General features: G+C 65.1%; 17 protein-coding genes. 5 read left to right on the top strand and 12 right to left on the bottom strand.

Features of this window, described 5'->3' with window-relative positions:
* Positions 1-7: 7 nt before the first annotated feature.
* The 5 genes from ACUXST_RS01510 to ACUXST_RS01530 form a co-directional block, all read right to left on the bottom strand.
* On the bottom strand, positions 8-268 hold the full coding sequence (locus tag ACUXST_RS01510; RefSeq protein ID WP_458388187.1) for an ATP synthase F1 subunit epsilon: 261 nt from the start codon (positions 266-268) through the stop codon (positions 8-10).
* A gap of 188 nt (positions 269-456) precedes the next feature.
* A complete protein-coding gene (gene atpD, locus ACUXST_RS01515; RefSeq protein ID WP_458388188.1) occupies positions 457-1,980 on the bottom strand; it encodes a F0F1 ATP synthase subunit beta in 1,524 nt (507 codons plus the stop codon).
* Between the two features lie 26 nt (positions 1,981-2,006).
* The gene (locus tag ACUXST_RS01520; RefSeq protein WP_458388189.1) at positions 2,007-2,894 is read right to left on the bottom strand and encodes a F0F1 ATP synthase subunit gamma; all 888 of its coding nucleotides are present in this window, start codon (positions 2,892-2,894) and stop codon (positions 2,007-2,009) included.
* Positions 2,895-2,910: 16 nt separating this feature from the next.
* On the bottom strand, positions 2,911-4,440 hold the full coding sequence (gene atpA / locus ACUXST_RS01525; protein ID WP_458388190.1) for a F0F1 ATP synthase subunit alpha: 1,530 nt from the start codon (positions 4,438-4,440) through the stop codon (positions 2,911-2,913).
* 9 nt (positions 4,441-4,449) lie between these two features.
* On the bottom strand, positions 4,450-5,004 hold the full coding sequence (locus tag ACUXST_RS01530) for a F0F1 ATP synthase subunit delta (RefSeq protein ID WP_458388986.1): 555 nt from the start codon (positions 5,002-5,004) through the stop codon (positions 4,450-4,452).
* A gap of 268 nt (positions 5,005-5,272) precedes the next feature.
* On the opposite strand from ACUXST_RS01530, the gene ACUXST_RS01535 reads away from it, so the two are divergent.
* Together ACUXST_RS01535 and ACUXST_RS01540 are read left to right on the top strand one after the other, a co-directional pair.
* Positions 5,273-6,340 (top strand): bifunctional transcriptional activator/DNA repair enzyme AdaA, encoded by a 1,068-nt coding sequence (locus ACUXST_RS01535; RefSeq protein WP_458388191.1) that lies wholly within the window; start codon positions 5,273-5,275, stop codon positions 6,338-6,340.
* A gap of 57 nt (positions 6,341-6,397) precedes the next feature.
* Positions 6,398-7,327 (top strand): CPBP family intramembrane glutamic endopeptidase, encoded by a 930-nt coding sequence (locus ACUXST_RS01540; RefSeq protein ID WP_458388192.1) that lies wholly within the window; start codon positions 6,398-6,400, stop codon positions 7,325-7,327.
* Between the two features lie 14 nt (positions 7,328-7,341).
* On the opposite strand, the gene ACUXST_RS01545 is transcribed toward ACUXST_RS01540, so the two are convergent.
* Positions 7,342-8,892 carry a hypothetical protein gene (locus ACUXST_RS01545; protein ID WP_458388193.1) on the bottom strand — a complete coding sequence of 517 codons (1,551 nt, stop codon included), beginning with the start codon at positions 8,890-8,892 and terminating at the stop codon, positions 7,342-7,344.
* Positions 8,893-8,965: 73 nt separating this feature from the next.
* On the bottom strand, positions 8,966-11,134 hold the full coding sequence (locus tag ACUXST_RS01550; protein WP_458388194.1) for a primosomal protein N': 2,169 nt from the start codon (positions 11,132-11,134) through the stop codon (positions 8,966-8,968).
* Positions 11,135-11,387: 253 nt separating this feature from the next.
* On the opposite strand from ACUXST_RS01550, the gene ACUXST_RS01555 reads away from it, so the two are divergent.
* Positions 11,388-11,819 (top strand): hypothetical protein, encoded by a 432-nt coding sequence (locus ACUXST_RS01555; protein WP_458388195.1) that lies wholly within the window; start codon positions 11,388-11,390, stop codon positions 11,817-11,819.
* 38 nt (positions 11,820-11,857) lie between these two features.
* On the opposite strand, the gene ACUXST_RS01560 is transcribed toward ACUXST_RS01555, so the two are convergent.
* The 5 genes from ACUXST_RS01560 to ACUXST_RS01580 form a co-directional block, all read right to left on the bottom strand.
* Entirely contained in the window at positions 11,858-12,325 is a 468-nt protein-coding gene (locus tag ACUXST_RS01560; protein WP_458388196.1) for a hypothetical protein, read from the bottom strand.
* Between the two features lie 124 nt (positions 12,326-12,449).
* Positions 12,450-12,977, bottom strand: a complete 528-nt coding sequence (locus ACUXST_RS01565; protein ID WP_458388197.1) for a hypothetical protein — start codon at positions 12,975-12,977, stop codon at positions 12,450-12,452.
* 108 nt (positions 12,978-13,085) lie between these two features.
* Entirely contained in the window at positions 13,086-13,865 is a 780-nt protein-coding gene (purC, locus tag ACUXST_RS01570; protein WP_458388198.1) for a phosphoribosylaminoimidazolesuccinocarboxamide synthase, read from the bottom strand.
* A 98-nt stretch (positions 13,866-13,963) separates the two neighbouring features.
* Positions 13,964-14,140 (bottom strand): hypothetical protein, encoded by a 177-nt coding sequence (locus ACUXST_RS01575; protein WP_458388199.1) that lies wholly within the window; start codon positions 14,138-14,140, stop codon positions 13,964-13,966.
* 30 nt (positions 14,141-14,170) lie between these two features.
* Positions 14,171-14,359: a hypothetical protein gene (locus ACUXST_RS01580; RefSeq protein WP_458388200.1), complete on the bottom strand. Its 189-nt coding sequence runs from the start codon at positions 14,357-14,359 to the stop codon at positions 14,171-14,173.
* Positions 14,360-14,501: 142 nt separating this feature from the next.
* Between ACUXST_RS01580 and ACUXST_RS01585 the strand changes: the two genes are divergently transcribed.
* Together ACUXST_RS01585 and parC are read left to right on the top strand one after the other, a co-directional pair.
* Positions 14,502-15,461 (top strand): LysR substrate-binding domain-containing protein, encoded by a 960-nt coding sequence (locus ACUXST_RS01585; RefSeq protein ID WP_458388201.1) that lies wholly within the window; start codon positions 14,502-14,504, stop codon positions 15,459-15,461.
* A gap of 32 nt (positions 15,462-15,493) precedes the next feature.
* On the top strand, positions 15,494-17,722 hold the full coding sequence (gene parC, locus ACUXST_RS01590) for a DNA topoisomerase IV subunit A (protein WP_458388202.1): 2,229 nt from the start codon (positions 15,494-15,496) through the stop codon (positions 17,720-17,722).
* The last annotated feature ends 21 nt before the right edge of the window (positions 17,723-17,743 follow it).

The following is a 17,743-nucleotide window of genomic DNA, read 5'->3' on the forward strand; positions in this document are numbered from 1 at the left end:
CGGCGGGTCAGGCGCCGGCACTCTCCGCGAGCACGGTAAGGCCGCGATCACTCACCTCAGCGAAGCCGCCGGTGACTGGAATGCGCTCCGGCGGCGCTCCAGACGACCGATAGACAGCGATGTCACCGTCGCGCAGCGTGGTCATGTAAGGCGCGTGGCCGGCGAGGATGCCGGACTCGCCCTCGGTGCCGGGAACGACGACCATGTAGACGTCGTCCGAAATCACCAGGCGCTCGGGCGTGACGAGCTCGAAATGCAGATCGGCCATTATTGCTTGCCTTCAATCTTCGCGTCGAACGCGCGGGTTGCCTGGTCGAACTCGTCCCGGCAGCCCTGCTTGCAGAAGCCGACGACCTTGCCCCGGTAGAGCGTCAATGCGTCTGCGCTGACCGGCTTGCCCGACCATGGGCAGAAGTCGTTAACGCAATCTTCGAGGCGAAGGTCCTGGGCCAGGGCTTAGGCCTCCTGCGCCAGCTTCTCGGCCTTGGCGACGGCCTCTTCGATGCCGCCGACCATGTAGAAGGCACTTTCCGGGAGGTGGTCGTACTCGCCGCTGACCACCGCCTTGAACGAGCGGACCGTGTCCTCGACCTGCACGAACTTGCCCGGAATGCCGGTGAAGACTTCGGCTACGTGGAACGGCTGCGACAGAAAACGCTGGATCTTGCGAGCGCGGCTGACGGTCAGCTTATCCTCTTCGGACAACTCGTCCATGCCGAGAATGGCGATGATGTCCTGCAGACTCTTGTACTTCTGCAGCGTCTCCTGGACCGCGCGGGCCGTCTCGTAATGCTCCTGGCCAACGACGGCGGGCGTCAGCACGCGGCTGACGGAATCAAGCGGGTCGACGGCCGGGTAGATGCCCAGCTCGGAGATCGCGCGGCTCAGCGTCGTCGTTGCGTCCAGGTGGGCGAACGAGGTTGCCGGAGCAGGATCGGTCAAGTCGTCGGCCGGAACGTAGATGGCCTGCACCGAAGTGATCGATCCCTTCGTCGTCGAGGTGATCCGCTCCTGCAGAGCGCCCATGTCGGTCGCGAGGGTCGGCTGATAGCCCACGGCCGAAGGAATTCGGCCGAGCAGCGCCGACACTTCGGAACCCGCCTGGGTGAAGCGGAAGATGTTGTCGACGAAGAAGAGCACGTCCTGGCCTTCCTCGTCGCGGAAATATTCAGCGAGCGTCAGGCCCGACAGAGCCACGCGCGCGCGGGCTCCCGGCGGCTCGTTCATCTGGCCGAACACGAGCGCGACCTTCGAGCCTTCGGGAGTCGGCTTGCCGTCGCCGTCCTTGGCGATGACTCCTGCGTCGAGGAACTCGTGATAGAGGTCGTTCCCCTCGCGGGTGCGCTCGCCGACGCCGGCGAACACAGACACGCCGCCGTGACCCTTGGCGATGTTGTTGATCAGCTCCTGGATGAGCACCGTCTTGCCGACGCCGGCGCCGCCGAACAGGCCGATCTTGCCGCCGCGCGCGTAAGGGGCGAGCAGATCGATGACCTTGATGCCGGTGACCAGGATCGCCGCTTCCGTCGACTGGTCGACGAATGCGGGTGCCGAGGCGTGGATCGGCGCGCTGCGGTCGCTGCCGATTGGTCCCTGCTCGTCGATCGGTTCGCCGACCACGTTCATGATGCGCCCGAGCGTCTTCGGACCGACGGGGACGCGGATCTCGGAGCCGGTTGCGTTCACGATCTGGCCGCGGGTCAGGCCTTCCGTCGAGTCCATGGCGATAGTGCGGACGACGTTCTCGCCGAGGTGCTGCGCGACCTCGAGGACGAGGCGGTTGCCGCCGTTGTCGGTCTCGAGCGCGGAGAGGATCGGCGGCAGTTCGCCTTCGAACGCGACGTCGACGACGGCGCCGATCACCTGAGCGACGCGGCCGGTCAGGTTGCTCGGGCCGGTGATGTTCGAGGGGCCGGAGCCGGTCGCGGAGGTCGCGGAAGCCTTGCGGTTGCGGGTGGTCGTCGGGGCGGCGGTTGCCATGTCTGTCTTCCTTGCCTTCGGGTTCGTTAGAGCGCTTCGGCGCCCGAGATGATTTCGACCAGCTCGGTCGTGATCGCAGCCTGACGGCTGCGGTTATACTGGATGGTCAGCCGGTTGATCATGTCGCCGGCGTTGCGGGTCGCATTGTCCATTGCCGTCATCTGCGATCCGTAGAAGCCCGCCTGGTTCTCGAGCAGCGCGCGATAGATCTGCACCGCGATGTTGCGCGGGATGAGGTCGGCGAGGATCTCTTCCTCGTCGGGCTCATATTCGACCGCCGCAAGCGACGCCGGAGCGCCGCTGTCGGCACTTGCGCTCGGCGCCGGCACAGGGATGATCTGGTGGACCCGGGGCTCCTGCACCAGCGTCGAACGGAATTCGGCATAGGCCAGGTGCACCACGTCAATGCCGTCGGTCTGGTACCGGTCGACGATGTCCTTGGCGATCGCCTGGGCATCCGAATAGGCCGGAGCCTTCATCTCGCTCGTATCGTACTGGGCGATGATCGAGCGCGGATAGAAGCGCTGCAGCACCGGACGGCCCTTGCGCCCGACGATGTAGAACAGGACGGTCTTGCCCTGGCTGATCAGGTCCTCGGCCGCCCGGCGGGCAGCACGGACGACGTTCGTGTTGAACGCCCCCGCGAGACCGCGATCGCTCGTGGCGACGATGATCAGGTGCGTGTCGCTCTTCCCCGTGCCGCTCAGCAGCTTCGGGCTCTGCGGGCCAGGAGTGACGTTCGAGGCCAGCGAGCCCACCACGTCCGTCATCCGCACGGAGTAGGGGCGTCCGGCTTCGGCCCGCTGCTGGGCACGGCGCAGCTTCGCCGCGGCGACCATCTTCATCGCCTTGGTGATCTTCTGCGTCGACTTCACCGAGCCGATGCGGAGCTTGAGGGCCTTGAGGCTCGCCATTTAGCTGACCGGGGCCTTACGCGAACTGCTTGCCGAACTGCGTGAGCGCGTCCTTGAGCGCCGCCGCAGTGTCGTCGTCGAGCGCCTTGGTGTCGCGGATCTTGGCGAGCACTTCCGGCTTGTCCGAGCGCAGGTAGCTCAGCATCGCCGCTTCGTAGCGGGTCACGTCGCGGACCTCGACGGTGTCGAGGAAGCCCTGTGTTCCGGCGTAGATGGACGCGACCTGCTCCTCGATCGGCATCGGCTGGTACTGCGGCTGCTTCAGGAGCTCGGTCAGGCGGGCGCCACGCGCCAGCAGGCGCTGGGTCGAGGCATCGAGGTCCGAACCGAACTGGGCGAACGCTGCCATCTCGCGGTACTGTGCGAGCTCCAGCTTGATCGAGCCGGCGACCTTTTTCATCGCCTTGGTCTGCGCGGCCGAGCCGACGCGGCTGACCGAGAGACCGACATTAATCGCCGGGCGGATGCCCTGGTAGAACAGGTCGGTCTCGAGGAAGATCTGGCCATCGGTGATCGAGATGACATTCGTCGGAATGTAGGCCGACACGTCGCCTGCCTGCGTCTCGATGACCGGAAGCGCGGTCAGCGAACCGGCGCCGAGCTCGTCGTTCATCTTGGCCGCGCGCTCGAGCAGGCGGCTGTGCAGGTAGAAAACGTCGCCCGGATAGGCTTCGCGGCCCGGCGGACGGCGCAGAAGCAGCGACATCTGGCGGTAGGCGACAGCCTGCTTCGAAAGGTCGTCGTAAACGATGACGGCATGCATGCCGTTGTCGCGGAAATACTCGCCCATCGCGCAGCCCGTGTAGGGCGCCAGGAACTGCAGCGGTGCGGGCTCCGAAGCCGTGGCCGCGACGACGATGGAATATTCCATTGCGCCATTCTCTTCGAGCGCGCGGACGATTTGTGCGACCGTCGAGCGCTTCTGACCAACCGCGACGTAGATGCAGTAGAGCTTTTCCTTCTCTTCGCCGCTCTCGTTGATTGCCTTCTGGTTGATGAAGGCATCGAGCGCGACGGCGGTCTTGCCCGTCTGACGGTCGCCGATGATCAGTTCGCGCTGACCGCGGCCGATCGGCACGAGCGCGTCGAGCGCCTTGAGGCCGGTCTGAACCGGCTCGTGCACCGACTTGCGCGGGATGATCCCCGGCGCCTTGACTTCGACGCGGCTGCGCTGATCGGTGACGATCGGCCCCTTGCCGTCGATGGGATTGCCGAGACCATCGACCACGCGGCCGAGCAGGCCCTTGCCGACGGGGACGTCGACGATGGTGCCGGTGCGGCGGACGGTCGAGCCTTCCGAGATTTCGGCGTCCGAGCCGAAGATCACGACGCCTACGTTGTCGGCTTCGAGGTTGAGGGCCATGCCCTTGGTCGCGTTCTCGAACTCGACCATTTCGCCGGCCTGGACGTTGTCGAGTCCGTAGATGCGGGCGATGCCGTCGCCGACCGACAGCACGGTGCCAACTTCCGAGACCTCGGCTTCGGCGTCGAAGTTCGCGATCTGGTCGCGGATGACGCGGGAGATTTCAGCGGCGCGGATATCCATGGGTCTGTCTTAGCCTTTCATCGCGGATGCGAGACGGTTGAGTTTGGTGCGGATCGACGCGTCGATCTGCTGGCTGCCCAGCTTGACGACAATCCCGCCAAGGATTGCCGGATCGACGGTCATGTCGAGGTTCACGTCGCGGCCGGCGCGGGCACGAAGCTGCTGCTTGAGCTGCGCGAGCTGATCGTCATTCAGCGGCCGCGCAGTGGTGATTTCGGCAGTGGTTTCGCCGCGGTGCTCGGCGGCAAGCCGGCGGAACGCGCGGATGACGGAGCGAAGCTCGCGCTTGCGGCCGTTACGAGCGAGCACACCGACGAAGTTGGTCGTGATCGGATCGAGCCCGAGCTGCGGTGCAAGCGAGGCGAGTGCGTGGCCCGCGTCCTCGCGGGAGACCAAGGGGCTGCTGACCAGTTCGCTGAAATCCTTCGAATCGGCGATCGCCTGGTTGAGCGCATCGAGGCTGCGGCTGACGCTGTCGATCTGCCGCTGGTCGCGCGCAAGGTCGAACAGAGCGGACGCGTAGCGCCCTGCTAAGCTGGCTCGAATGCCGCCGGATGTCTCCACGCGCGAAAAGCTCCAGAACTGGAATTGCCCCGCCCCCATGCGAAACGAGGCGAAAAAACGGGGCGTGGTTCGAGACTTAGCCCCGCACGCCCCCATGGGTTGGCGCGCCCGTAGCAAGGGGTGCGCGGCGATGCAAGGCGCGGCTTCGGGTTTGACCGCAAGCGAGCGGAAGCAGGGCTGTTCTAGCGGTCGTAGGACCGGTCGGGAACCGAAGGAGCAGATCATGGCGTCGCTTGCACAGCCGGCGGAGCATCGTAGACCGAACCCCATGGCCAGCGTGTCACGTCTCGATCCGGATACTGCGTGGGCCGCGTTCGAGCGGCGCGACCGCAGTTGGGACGGGCGGGTCATCGGCGCGGTGAAAACGACGGGCATCTACTGCAAGCCGAGCTGCCCGGCGAAGCGGCCGAGGCGCGAGAACGTCGAATTCTACGCGTCCGCGCAAGAGGCGCGGTCGGCGGGCTTCCGGCCGTGTCTCCGCTGCCGGCCCGATGAGGTTGGACGTGACCGGGAGGCGGTTGCACGGGCGGTGACGCTGATCGACCAGGCCGAGGAGGCGCCGAACCTCGCCGAATTGGCTGCTGCCGTCGGCTACGCTCCGCATCACTTCCAGCGGCTCTTCAAGCGCCACCTCGGCGTCTCGCCTGCCGAGTACGGGCGGGCACTTCGAAACCGGAGAGCTGAGGAGGCGCTCGAGCAGACCGGCCGCGTCACCGACGCAGTCTATGACGCCGGCTATGCGGGTCCCAGCGCTTTCTACAGCGATGCGAAGGAGAGGCTTGGAATGACTCCATCGGCATGGCGCGACGGCGGACGCGGCGAAACGATCCGCTGGACCCACTTCGACAGCCCGATCGGGCAGATGTTCATCGCCGCGACCAGCAAGGGCATCTGCCGGCTGACCTTCGACGATACGGCGGACTCGCTGCGCCGCCGCTTTCCGAAGGCGGCGATCGTCGAGGACCCGGGAGCACTCAAGGAACTCATTGAAGGTGCGATCGCCGCCATTGAGCACCCGCTGGCGGCATGGGACCTGCCGATCGATGTTGCCGGCACGGCTTTCCAGGAGTCCGTGTGGCGCGAACTCCGCAAGATCCCGCCCGGAGAGACGCGCAGCTATGCGCAGATCGCCGCCGCCATCGGCCAGCCAGGCGCTGTGCGAGCCGTCGGTACTGCCAACGGCGACAACCACGTCGCCGTGCTGATCCCGTGCCACCGCGTCATCCGCAGTGACGGAACGCTCGGCGGTTATGCGGGCGGACTGGACCGCAAGCGCAAGCTGCTGGATGCCGAGGGCCATGCCACCGTTTCTCCGGAACTGCCGCTCGTCGAATAATCTATTGCAGCGCTCCCGCCGTTCGGCTCAACCGGGCGAATTGGGGGAGAGCAATTCATGACTGACCTGACCGACGGGCCTGCAGTGCAGAAGCGGCCGCTGTGGCGCCGCATCATCGAGTTTCCGCTCGTGGCCATGGTGCTTGCAGTACTGATCGTGATCGTCTGTCTCGCGGCTGCGGGAATACTCGGGAAGTACGTCATTCCCAGGATCCCCGGGTTCTCGGACAACATGATGCTCGATCTGATCGCGATCCCGATCCTGCTTGCGGCCTATTTCCTCGTAATACGCCGGATGGGCAGGTATCCGCGGGACGATTTTCGCGATCCTGCAGCGATGCGTCGACTGGGCCTCGGCCTGGCGGGCGGCGTCGCCGTGTTCTCGGTGGCGGTAGCGGTCGCCGCGCTGCTCGGAGTTTACCGGATCACCGGTCCAGGCGACGCGAGCGACCTCCTTCCGGCCCTGCTGGCGTCCGCGATCTTCCCTGCGATCTCCGAAGAACTGCTGTTCCGCGGCATCCTCTTCCGCTGGATCGAGGAGTTCGGCGGCAGCTGGGCGGCGCTCCTGGTGACCTCCGCCTTCTTTGGCGCAGCGCACCTCATGAACCCCAGCGCGACGCCGATCGCGGCTATCGGCATCGCCTTCGAAGCAGGCGTCATGCTCGGCGCGGCATACATGCTGACGCGGAGCCTGTGGCTCCCGATGGGCCTGCACGCGGCCTGGAACTTCGCGCAGGGCGAGATCTGGGACATCCCCGTCTCCGGCACCAAGGTTCACGGCCTGGTCGATGCGCGGCTCAGCGGCGATCCGCTGCTGACCGGCAACGGCTTCGGCCTCGAGGCATCGATCATCGCCATCGTCGTCGCAACGCTGTTCGGCCTCTGGCTGCTCTGGCTCGCGATCAAGAAAGGCGAGCTTATGTCGCCAATGTGGGCGCGGCGTGACGCCGACACGGGTGCTGCGCTGGAGGCTCAGCCACTCAGTTGAGATCCTTGCGCGGGTTAGCTTGGGCCTGGCCGCTCAGCGGCTTCGGCGTGGGCCACCGCAAGCGCGTCCTTTGCTTTGCCGGCATCGATGCTCTGGATCATGTTGCGCGCCAACTGCGAGAGCTTGCCGCCATGCGGGTCGTAGGCGATTGGAGTGAGCGCGTGCTTGGCATCGGCGGGCTTGCTGTCGACAAGATACTGAACGGCCGAGTTCAGCCGCAATCCCTCGTCCTGCGGGGCAAGATCGGATGCATAGTGAAGCGCCGCGACTGCGTTCGCGTTCGGCTGGACGCCTTCCTGCACGAAACTTTCGTAAAATTGGAGCAGCGCCTCCGGATCTTCGGTGTCGAGCTTGTTGGCTGCAACCAGGATCTCGCGGGCGCGGCCGAACGCTGCATGCCGCTCCGCCGCAGGTAGCTTCTGCGAACGCTCGATCAAGGCTCGCGCTTTGAAGATGCGTGCCTTGGTATTGTTGGGGTTAACTGCCAGCGTACGATCAGCGGCCGCTTCGGCTGCTTCGGCATGCCCTGCATCGATCTCCGCCTCGGCCAGCGTCACTTCGACAAGCTCGTCGCCAGGGTAGCGGGTCTCGACCATGCGAACCTGTATGGCGAGAGGTTCAGCAGTCGTCTTGTCGACGCCGCGCTTTGACTGAATACGCAGCATGATCACCTTGGCGGCGCCTTCCGTGAGAGGGCTGACGTCGATCTTCCCTGCCTGGAACTTCGCGCCGGCCAATCGCAAGTAGGTCATCGTCTTGCGGTTGAGATAAGAGTCGAGTTCGCGATCGAGCTTCCTGAGGTCTCCGAACGCCAGCCGGGCCGCGTCCAGCGCCGGCGTGCCCTTCGCGAGCAAGCTCACGTAGCGGTCGAGTTGACCGGAGCGCGCCTTCTCGAAGGTCAGATAGTGGATCAGCAGCCAGCCACGCCCGTAGACTGACTCGTGCTGATCCGGCGTGATCTTCGCGTAGTTGCCAGCAAGCATGGTTTCGATGGGCAGGCGGGCGCCGTTGAGCAGGCCCCAAGCCCGGTGATTGGCCGGCTGGCCGATGCCGATGTCACCGTTCCTTTCGAAGTGCACCGTCGACATGAACTCGGCGAACCCTTCGACCACCCACTCCGGCAGCGGCTCGTCGATCGACTGGAACATCAGGTGATGGGAATATTCGTGGAAGAAGATCGTGTCCGCAGCCAGGGCATACGGATTATGGTCATACTCTGCGTCGGTCCGCCGCGGCACGAACGCGAACGACCCGGAAGCACGGCCGGTATAGAACCCTTCCACGAAGCGGTTGCCGCCGGCGAGTTTCTGCACTGCTCCGACGCTTGGAAGTACGAAGACGGTCAGGCGATTGCCGTCGCCGACTGGCGGGTCTGCCATGCCGCGGACGTACCGCACTGCCTGGTCGAAACGCTCGAGCCGGGTTGCGAAGCCGGCAAGGTCCTGCGGGCTCTCGTTTGCGTAGATGATGAAGTGCTTCGATGTCGCCTTGCACCATTCCGCGTGCGCGGGTGTGCCTGCCGCGGCAATCGTCGCCGCGAAGGAAATCGCCAGCAGTGTACGCATTCGCCCCCCTCTTCGGCACATGCAGGCTATCACTTGCTTGCTGCGAAGCAAGCCGTTGCGGGCCGGGCATAGTTCAGAGAAAACTGTAGGGGTCGACGTCGACGCTGACTCGGACTCGTGAGCTCCAGTCGTTGGCGGCTAACCAGTCCCGGATGACGTCCTGGACGTCGAGGCTGCGGCGGGCGTGAACGAGCAGGCGCTGACGGTGCCGGCCGCGAAGCATCGCCAGGGGGGCTGGCGCGGGTCCGTACACGGCCAGGCCCTCCACTTCGGGAGCGCTGTGGCCGATGCGGCGGGCAACCTCTTCGGTTTCCAGCGCATCCTCGGCGGAGATGACGATCGCCGCTAGGCGACCGAACGGGGGCATTGCCGCTTCGTGCCGTGCTTCGGTCTCCGCAGCGTAGAAGCCGTCGACGTCGCCGGAGACGAGCGCGGCGATGACGGGCGCGTCGGGATCGTGGGTCTGGACCAGCACGCGGCCAGGCTTGTCACCGCGGCCGGCGCGGCCGGCAACCTGCTGGATCTGCTGGAAGCTGCGTTCGGCCGCTCGCAGGTCGCCGCCCGACAGTCCGAGGTCCGCGTCGACGACGCCGACCAGCGTCAGGTTCGGGAAGTGATAGCCCTTGGTAACCAGCTGCGTGCCGACAACGATGTCGATTTCTCCGGCGTCCATCGCTCCGACGAATTCGGCGGCGCGTTGCGGCGACCAGATGGTGTCCGAAGTGACGATTGCCGTTCGCGCCTCGGGGAAGAGCTCCGCGACCTCGTCGGCGATCCGCTCCACGCCCGGGCCACAGGGGACGAGACTGTCCTCTGTTCCGCACTCGGGGCAGGCTTTCGGCGGGGGCATGACGTGGCCGCAATGGTGGCAGGCGAGGCGGTGCATCAGCCGGTGCTCGACCATCCAGGCGGTGCAGTTCGGGCATTGGAAGCGGTGCCCGCAGTGACGGCAAAGCGTCAGAGGTGCGAAGCCACGGCGGTTGAGGAAGAGCAGCGACTGCTCGCCCCGGTCGAAGTTCGTTTCCAGCTCGCGGACCAGCTCCGGGGCAAGCCAGCGCCCACGTGGCGGCGGGTCCTGGGTGAGGTCGATCGCGTGCATCTCGGGCATGCTTGCGCCAGCGAACCGCTGCGGCAGGCTGACGGCGCGATAGCGGCCGACCTCGACCATGTGGCGGCTTTCGATCGCCGGAGTCGCGGACGAGAGGACGACCGGGATCTGCTCGAAGAGGCCCCGCATCACCGCGGTATCGCGGGCGTGGTACTGGACGCCCTCCTCCTGCTTGAAGCTCGGCTCGTGCGCCTCGTCGATGACGATCAGGCCGAGGTTGGGGTAGGGGAGGAACAGCGCCGAGCGGGCGCCGACCGTCACTGCGGCCTCGCCGCTGGCAATCCCGCGCCACGCGCGGCGCCGCTGCGACGAGCGCAGGTCCGAGTGCCAGGCGACGGGCGCGCAGCCGAACCGCGCTTCGAAGCGCTTCAGGAACGGTTCGGTGAGGGCGATCTCCGGAAGCAGGACAAGCGCCTGCTTGCCCTGTCTCAGGCACTCGGCGATCGCTTCGAAATAGACCTCGGTCTTGCCCGAGCCGGTCACGCCATCGAGCAGGACGGGATCGAAGCCCTTGCCGATTGCCTGAGAGAGGCTTGCCGCCGCTTCCCGCTGATCGTCGTTGAGATCGGGCGGCGCGTACTCCGGGTCCGGGCAGGCGAGGGGACGGTCGGCGTCGACGGCCACGGCCTCCAGCGCGCCGGTATTGACGAGCCCGCGAAGGACGGTGTCGCTGACTCCGGCATGGTCGGCAAGCTCGCGCACGGTGCCCTGCCGACCCTCAAGCGCGGCAAGCGCCTTCTCCCGCTGCGGGGTCAGCCGGTCGGGGACAACCCCGGTCGGCCGGTATTCGGTAAGCTGGCGCGATCCTTCCAGAGCTGCCGAAGAGGGGAGCACCATCCGCAGGACCGAGGCGAGGGGGCTCAGGTAATAGTCGGCCGTCCACTCGCAGAGCCGGCGGAGCGGCGCCGCGAGCGGCCGCACGTCGAGAACCCGCGCCAGGGGCCGCAGTCGGTTATCCCCGACTTCCTCCGCCGGGAGTCGTTCCGCGTCCCACGCCACGCCAAGCAGCTGGCGCGGCCCGAGCGGCGCGACGACGACGGACCCGGGCTCGACCGGCATGCCGTCGGGCACACGATAGTCGAGCGGGCCGAGCGCCGCGTTCAGCGTGACGACACGAGTGCGGGGGAGGCTCATCGACGCCGAATGTTCCCAATGTTCACACTGACGGCGTCATTGCGAGCCTCGCGGCCACCGTTCCACTGCACTGCCGTCGAGGGGCGGACTTCGATCATGGCGCAGGGCTTAAGCACAAGCGGGCTGCCGTAGGACAGTGGCGTTCGGTCTCGACGATGGACTGGCGTCGATTCTGATCAAATGTCCGCTTTGAGTGGAATGCGGACATCAGGCACGTCATTGCGAACTTCGCGTGTGGGGCTAGGCTGCGGACGTGAAGTTGGACACGCAGATGTTCAGGGTGGCCCGATTCCTTTGGCAGATTATTCGCGTTAGATCCGTCGCCGGGACGGGGAAGTTCAATGCGGCTCGTCAGAGACTTGCTCGGATAGAGGCCCCGCAAGGTTACTCAGCTCTCAAAGAAGCGTTCGATGCGAGGCTCGCCTCCCTCGCCTATGCGGCGAATGTGACCTTTGAAGGACTGGCTGCTCATCCTCCCGACAAGATGCTCAACTTGATTTCCGTGCTTCAGACGCAGCGTTGGTATTGGGCGCCGAAGGATGAGAACGAGCGCTTCTGCTCTCGTTATCTCGATTATGTCGAAGCAGCCATTTTGGGCGACGGCGACAAGCGCGACGGCCTTGCGCGAGAATTGACGAACGTCCCAGCAAACCGGTTTTTCAAGGCCATCCTTGTAGTCACCTAATCTCCGAGATGGTTGGAAGCCGACATGCAAGCCGCTGCTTAGCGACCGCGTCTCTGATTCCGGATTTCATTTTCGATGATGAAGACTTTCAGCGCGGCGACCACCTGTCCGAGTGGTCGTGCCAAGAGATAAACTTTTGTTTTGAAGTCGCGGCCATGAACTCGATGCAGGACGAGTTCCTTCAACCCGATCCCATTCCGTAGAACCTCGACGTTCGAAACCTCGCTGAGTGAGACGCGCTGGCTACCGACTGAGATGGTGCCATTGCTCACCGTCAGCCAGTTGTCTTTCCATCGGAACATTAGAAACTGACTGATAACGGCAGCAATGGCGCAACCATAGAAGATGACGAACGCAAAGTTCCCTGCGACTTTGAAAAGTAGGGTTTCTTGTAAGCCGTTTCCATGCAGGTCCCGGCGGATGACGTAGGCGGCTAAAACTATGATTGCGAAGATCCCGATCCAAACCGGGGCAGTCCGCATTCTAGAGATCACCTTCGTGTCCATGTGCGCTTCATGCAGTAGGCAGATGGGAGTTCACAAGGCGCAATCTAGTACTTCCGATGTCTGCAATGGATCGTAAGCTGCCATTTGCTCCCTTGCGGCAGGAAAGGGTGGAAAGCGGACTCCCCTACTTCCCTAAACTCGCCACGGCTTCCTTTACGATCTGAGCCTCTAACTCCTCGGTGTTGGTGCCCACGTAAGCCTCCATGCGCCACCGGCCATCGAGGAAGTGCTTGCCCACTGGGCGTTCCAAGAAGCCATCGATCTCCGCCAGCTCGGCCTCAGTGAACTCCCAGTTCACATGGTCCTCGTAAGCCTGCTGATATTCGGCTCGATGTTTCGCATAGGCGCTTCTCAGGGCAGTCATCCGCTTGTCGAAACCGCCTTTGAAAGTTTCGACCTGGGCCTGACCGTTTAAGACTTGCCACATGGCACCGCCGGGAATGGCATAGCGTTCGAGAAAGCTGCCGCTATCAAGCTGCTGCTGAAGTCCAATTGCCCGTAGAAAACGACGGATGAGCAGCAGCTTCGCGGGGCTCGGAGGCTTATCGATCTGCGCGGCTGGCGCGAGCGACTGCCTAGATTGAGGAGGACCAGCCGATGCGGTGGCCGTCCAGAAAAGCGCTGCCGCGCTGAGCAGCAGAAATGTCTTCATCAGCGCGTTGTGACCGGAGCCGCTAATGTCCGCAACGGGTCGAAAGCGGACATTCTTCTGGGGAATTCGCGCCGTCGCGGAATGACCAGGGGCAGACCCGCTCCGGGCCTACTTGCCGCGCTTCTTGCGGTGGCTGTCGAGGTCGAGCACGGCGCTTTCCTCCTCCGGCTGGAGCAGGCCGAGGCGGCGCGCGACTTCCTGATAGGCTTCCTCGACGCCGCCGAGGTCCTGGCGGAAGCGGTCCTTGTCGAGCTTCTGGTTGGTCTTGATGTCCCACAGGCGGCAGCCGTCCGGGCTGATCTCGTCGGCGAGGATGACGCGGGCGTAGTCGCCGTCCCAGACGCGGCCGAACTCCAGCTTGAAGTCGATCAGGCGGATGCCGATCGCCGCGAACATGCCGGACAGGAAGTCGTTCACCCGGATCGCCATGTCCGCGATGTCGTTCATTTCTTCCTGCGTAGCCCAGCCGAAGCAGGCGATGTGCTCGTCGGCAATCATCGGATCGCCGAGTGCATCGTCCTTGTAGTAATATTCGATGATCGTGCGGGGCAGCTGCGTGCCCTCTTCGATGCCGAGCCGCTTCGACAAGGAGCCGGCGGCAACGTTGCGGATCACGACCTCGATGGGGATGATCTCGACCTGCCGGATCAGCTGCTCGCGCATGTTGATTCGGCGGATGAAGTGCGTGGGCACGCCGATTGCCGCGAGCGAGGTGAAGATGTGCTCCGAGATGCGGTTGTTGAGGACGCCTTTGCCGCTGATGGTGCCGCGCTTCTGGGCGTTGAACGCAGTCGCGTCGTCCTTGAAATACTGGATCAGGGTACCCGGCTCCGGACCCTCGTAGAGGATCTTGGCCTTGCCCTCGTAGATCTGGCGGCGGCGGGCCATTGGCTGAGCGTCACTCCAACAAAGAGGAAGGAGCGGCGCCTATAGGCGAGGCGCCGCTCCTCCGCAAATGACGCTCCGGGTGGGGGCTGTCCGGCGGCTCAGTTGCAACGCCGGGCCCGGGCGCTCTCGGTCCACGGCGCCTGATATTCGATCCGGTTCAGGACCTCGAAGGCGTTGCGGAGCGCTGCCGCGAACCGCGTGAAGGCACCGGTGATGCCGGCGTTCAGCTCAGAGCGGTTCGCCTGGTAGGTGCGGTCGAAGATTTCGTCGATCATGGTGATCACCTTTCTTCTCTCCTGCTCACGTCAGAGGGCGATGGGATAGGAGTCGATGCAGTCGTTCGCCGGGTGAAGCGCCTGCTCGACGACCGCGAGCCGGCGTTCCGCGTCCAGGATGCGCCAGGTGCGGGCCGTGGAGCGGCCGGACTCGACCAACGCGTTCTGCGCGACGGGGCCGTTTTCGATGAACAAGCGGGTGCTGAGGCCAAAATTCATGGCGCAAGTCCTTTCCTGCCGTGACCGCCGGCGGAAGAGGGGAGTGGCGGGTCCGCCGGCGGTGATCTCGATTTAGGCCTCAGGGCGTCGTTTCGCCAATCAAACGCTCGACAGTGTCGATAAACTGGCCTTATGAGGTAAGATGATGCGCAGACTGCCGCCGCTAGCCGCCGTTCGGGCGTTCGAAGCCGCCGCGCGGACCGAGAACTTCACCGCCGCCGCGGCCGAGCTCGGAATGACCCAGGCAGCAGTGTCGTACCAGGTCAAAAGCCTGGAGGATCGGCTCGGCGCGGCGCTGTTCGTCCGGGAGCGCGGGCGGGTCCGGCTGACGCCGCTCGGATCGCGGCTGCTGCCGTCGCTGACAACCGCCTTCGACGCGCTCGAGACGGCGTTCGCGAGTCATAAGGCGGACGATGACTCGCTGCTCACCGTGACGACCACCCATACGCTGGCCAATACCTGGCTAGCGTGGCGGCTCGGAGCGTTCCAGATGGAGCATCCCGACTTGGCGGTGCGGCTGTCGACGAGCAACGAAATCGTCGACCTTCGCGCCGGTGACGCGGACATCGCCATTCGCGCCGGCAGCGGCGCTCTGGACGGGCTCGACAAACACCGGCTGTTCTTCGGCAGCTTCACGCCGATGGCCAGCCCGGAGTGCGTGCAGGCGGCGGAACGGCGCCTCGGCCGCAAGCTGATGCCGTCTGACATGCCGCAGCAGAACCGCATCAGCCCGGCCGACGAATGGTGGCAGCAATGGTTCGCCGACAATGGCGTCCCTGCCGACGACTCGATCTTCCGCCGACCGGGCGTCCGCCTCGAGAACCAAGCTGACGAAGGCCATGCGGCGATGGCGGGGCAAGGGTTCGCTCTGCTGACGCCGTTCCTATGGAAGGGCGACGTTGCCCAGGGCCGGCTGGTCGTGCCGTTTCCCGAACGGGTGTCGACGCGCAACTGGGCTTATTGGCTGGTCTACCCGACGGAGCGGCGCGCCGTCCCCAAGGTCAAGCGGTTCCGGGAATGGCTGCTTCCGGAGATGGAGCGGGCACAGGCCGAACTCGATGCGAACTGGCCGGGTGGAGCAATCGGGGCAAAGTCCGCGTGACGCGACGCCCGGCTGCTTGCTAAGCCCGCGCAATGCAAGCTGACGAACTTCCCTCGACGACCATCGACACGCCCTTCGACGCCGCTCTTTCCGAGCGATATCTTGTCTACGCCCTGTCGACGATCACCGCGCGATCGCTGCCCGACGTCCGCGACGGGTTGAAGCCGGTGCACCGGCGGCTGCTGTGGGCGATGCGGCTGCTGAGACTCGATCCGGCGGGCGCCTACAAGAAGTCCGCCCGCGTCGTCGGCGACGTCATCGGTAAGTACCATCCGCACGGCGACCAGAGTGTCTATGACGCCATGGTCCGTCTCGCGCAGGATTTCGCGCTTCGTTATCCTCTGGTCGACGGCCAGGGCAATTTCGGCAACATCGACGGCGATAACGCCGCGGCCTACCGCTACACCGAAGCGCGGCTGACCCAGATCGCGATGCAGCTGATGACCGGCCTTGACGACGGCACGGTCGACTTCCGCCCAACCTACAATGGCGAGGAAGAGGAGCCGGAAGTCTTCCCCGGGCTCTTCCCGAACCTGCTTGCAAATGGCGCCAGCGGAATCGCGGTCGGCATGGCGACCTCGATCCCGCCGCACAACGTCGGCGAGCTGATCGACGCTGCCTCCGAGCTGATCGATAATCCGAAGGTCGATGACCGGGCGCTGACGCAGTTCGTCAAAGGACCGGACTTCCCGACCGGCGGCGTGCTGGTCGACGACGAGGACACGATCGCTCGCGCCTACGTCAGCGGCCGGGGCGCATTCCGGCTTCGCGCGCGGATTGAGGTGGAGCGAGAGAAGGGTGGCGGCTGGCACCTGCTGGTCAGCGAAATCCCGTATGGCGTGCCCAAGGCCAAGCTGATCGAGCAGATCGCTCAGCTGATCGCCGACAAGAAGCTGCCGATCCTCGCCGACGTTCGCGACGAGAGCGCCGAGGAAGTGCGGCTGATACTCGAGCCGCGGGCGCGCACCGTCGAGCCAGACCTGCTGCTGGAGAGCCTGTTCCGGCTGACGGACCTGGAGATTCGCTTCCCCCTCAACCTCAACGTGCTCGACGCGACCCGCACGCCCGGTGTGATGAGCCTCAAGGAAGCGCTCACCGCGTGGCTTGCCTTCCAACTCGAAGTGCTGGTGCGCCGGAGCGAGGTGCGGATCGGCAAGATCGACGACCGCATGGAGCTGCTCGACGGCTTCCTGATCGCCTACCTGAACCTCGACCGCGTCATCGAGATCATCCGCCACGAGGACGAGCCCAAGCCGATCCTGATGGCGGAGTTCTCGCTTACCGACCGGCAGGCCGAAGCGATCCTCAACATGCGGCTGCGGTCGTTGCGGCGGCTCGAGGAGATGGAAATCGGCAAGGAGCGGGGCGCGCTTGCGAAGGAGCGGGAGGAGCTCGTGAAGCTGGTCGAGAGCCCCGCCCGCCAGCGCACTCGGCTGAAGCGCGATCTGGCGACGCTGCGGGACAAGTTCGCCGACGAGCGCCGGACCCGCATCGAGGCAGCGGCAATCGCCCGGGAGATCGACTGGTCGTCGATGATCGAGCGGGAGCCGATCACGGTCATCCTGTCGCAGCGCGGCTGGATCCGGGCGATGAAGGGCCATCGCGCGCTTGACCAGGTCGCCGACCTCAAGTGGCGTGAGGGTGACGGACCCTCGATCCAGTTCCATGCGCAGACCACGGACAAACTAACGCTCTTCGCGTCGAACGGGCGGGTCTACACGCTGGGCGGCGACAAGCTGCCGAGTGCGCGCGGCTTTGGCGAGCCGGTGCGGCTGTTCATCGACCTCGACGCGGAAGTCGACATCGTCGACCTCTTGATCGTCCGGAGTGACTCGAAGCTGCTGATCGCGTCGTCCGACGGGAAGGGCTTCGTGGCGAGCGGCGAGGCGCTGATCGCCGAGACCCGCAAGGGCAAGCAACTCGTTAACCTGCGGACCGGTGCCCGCGTCGCCATCGTCAAGCCGATCGCGCAAGACGCGGACAGCGTTGCCGTCATTGGCGAGAACCGGAAGATGCTGGTTTTCCCACTGTCCGAGCTTCCGGAACTGGCTCGCGGGCAGGGGGTGACGCTGCAGCGCTACCGCGATGGCGGTCTGGCGGACGCGATCGCCTTCAAGCTCGCGAGCGGGCTCAGCTGGCAGCTTGGCGGAGAAAGCGGGCGGGTTCGCACGGAGCCGGATCTGACGCCGTGGCGTGCGGCGCGAGGCGCTGCCGGGAGAATGCCGCCAATCGGTTTCCCGCGAAGCAACCGTTTCAGCTAAACGTTACCACCGCGCACAGAG

Source organism: Sphingomonas sp. F9_3S_D5_B_2 (assembly GCF_054263715.1).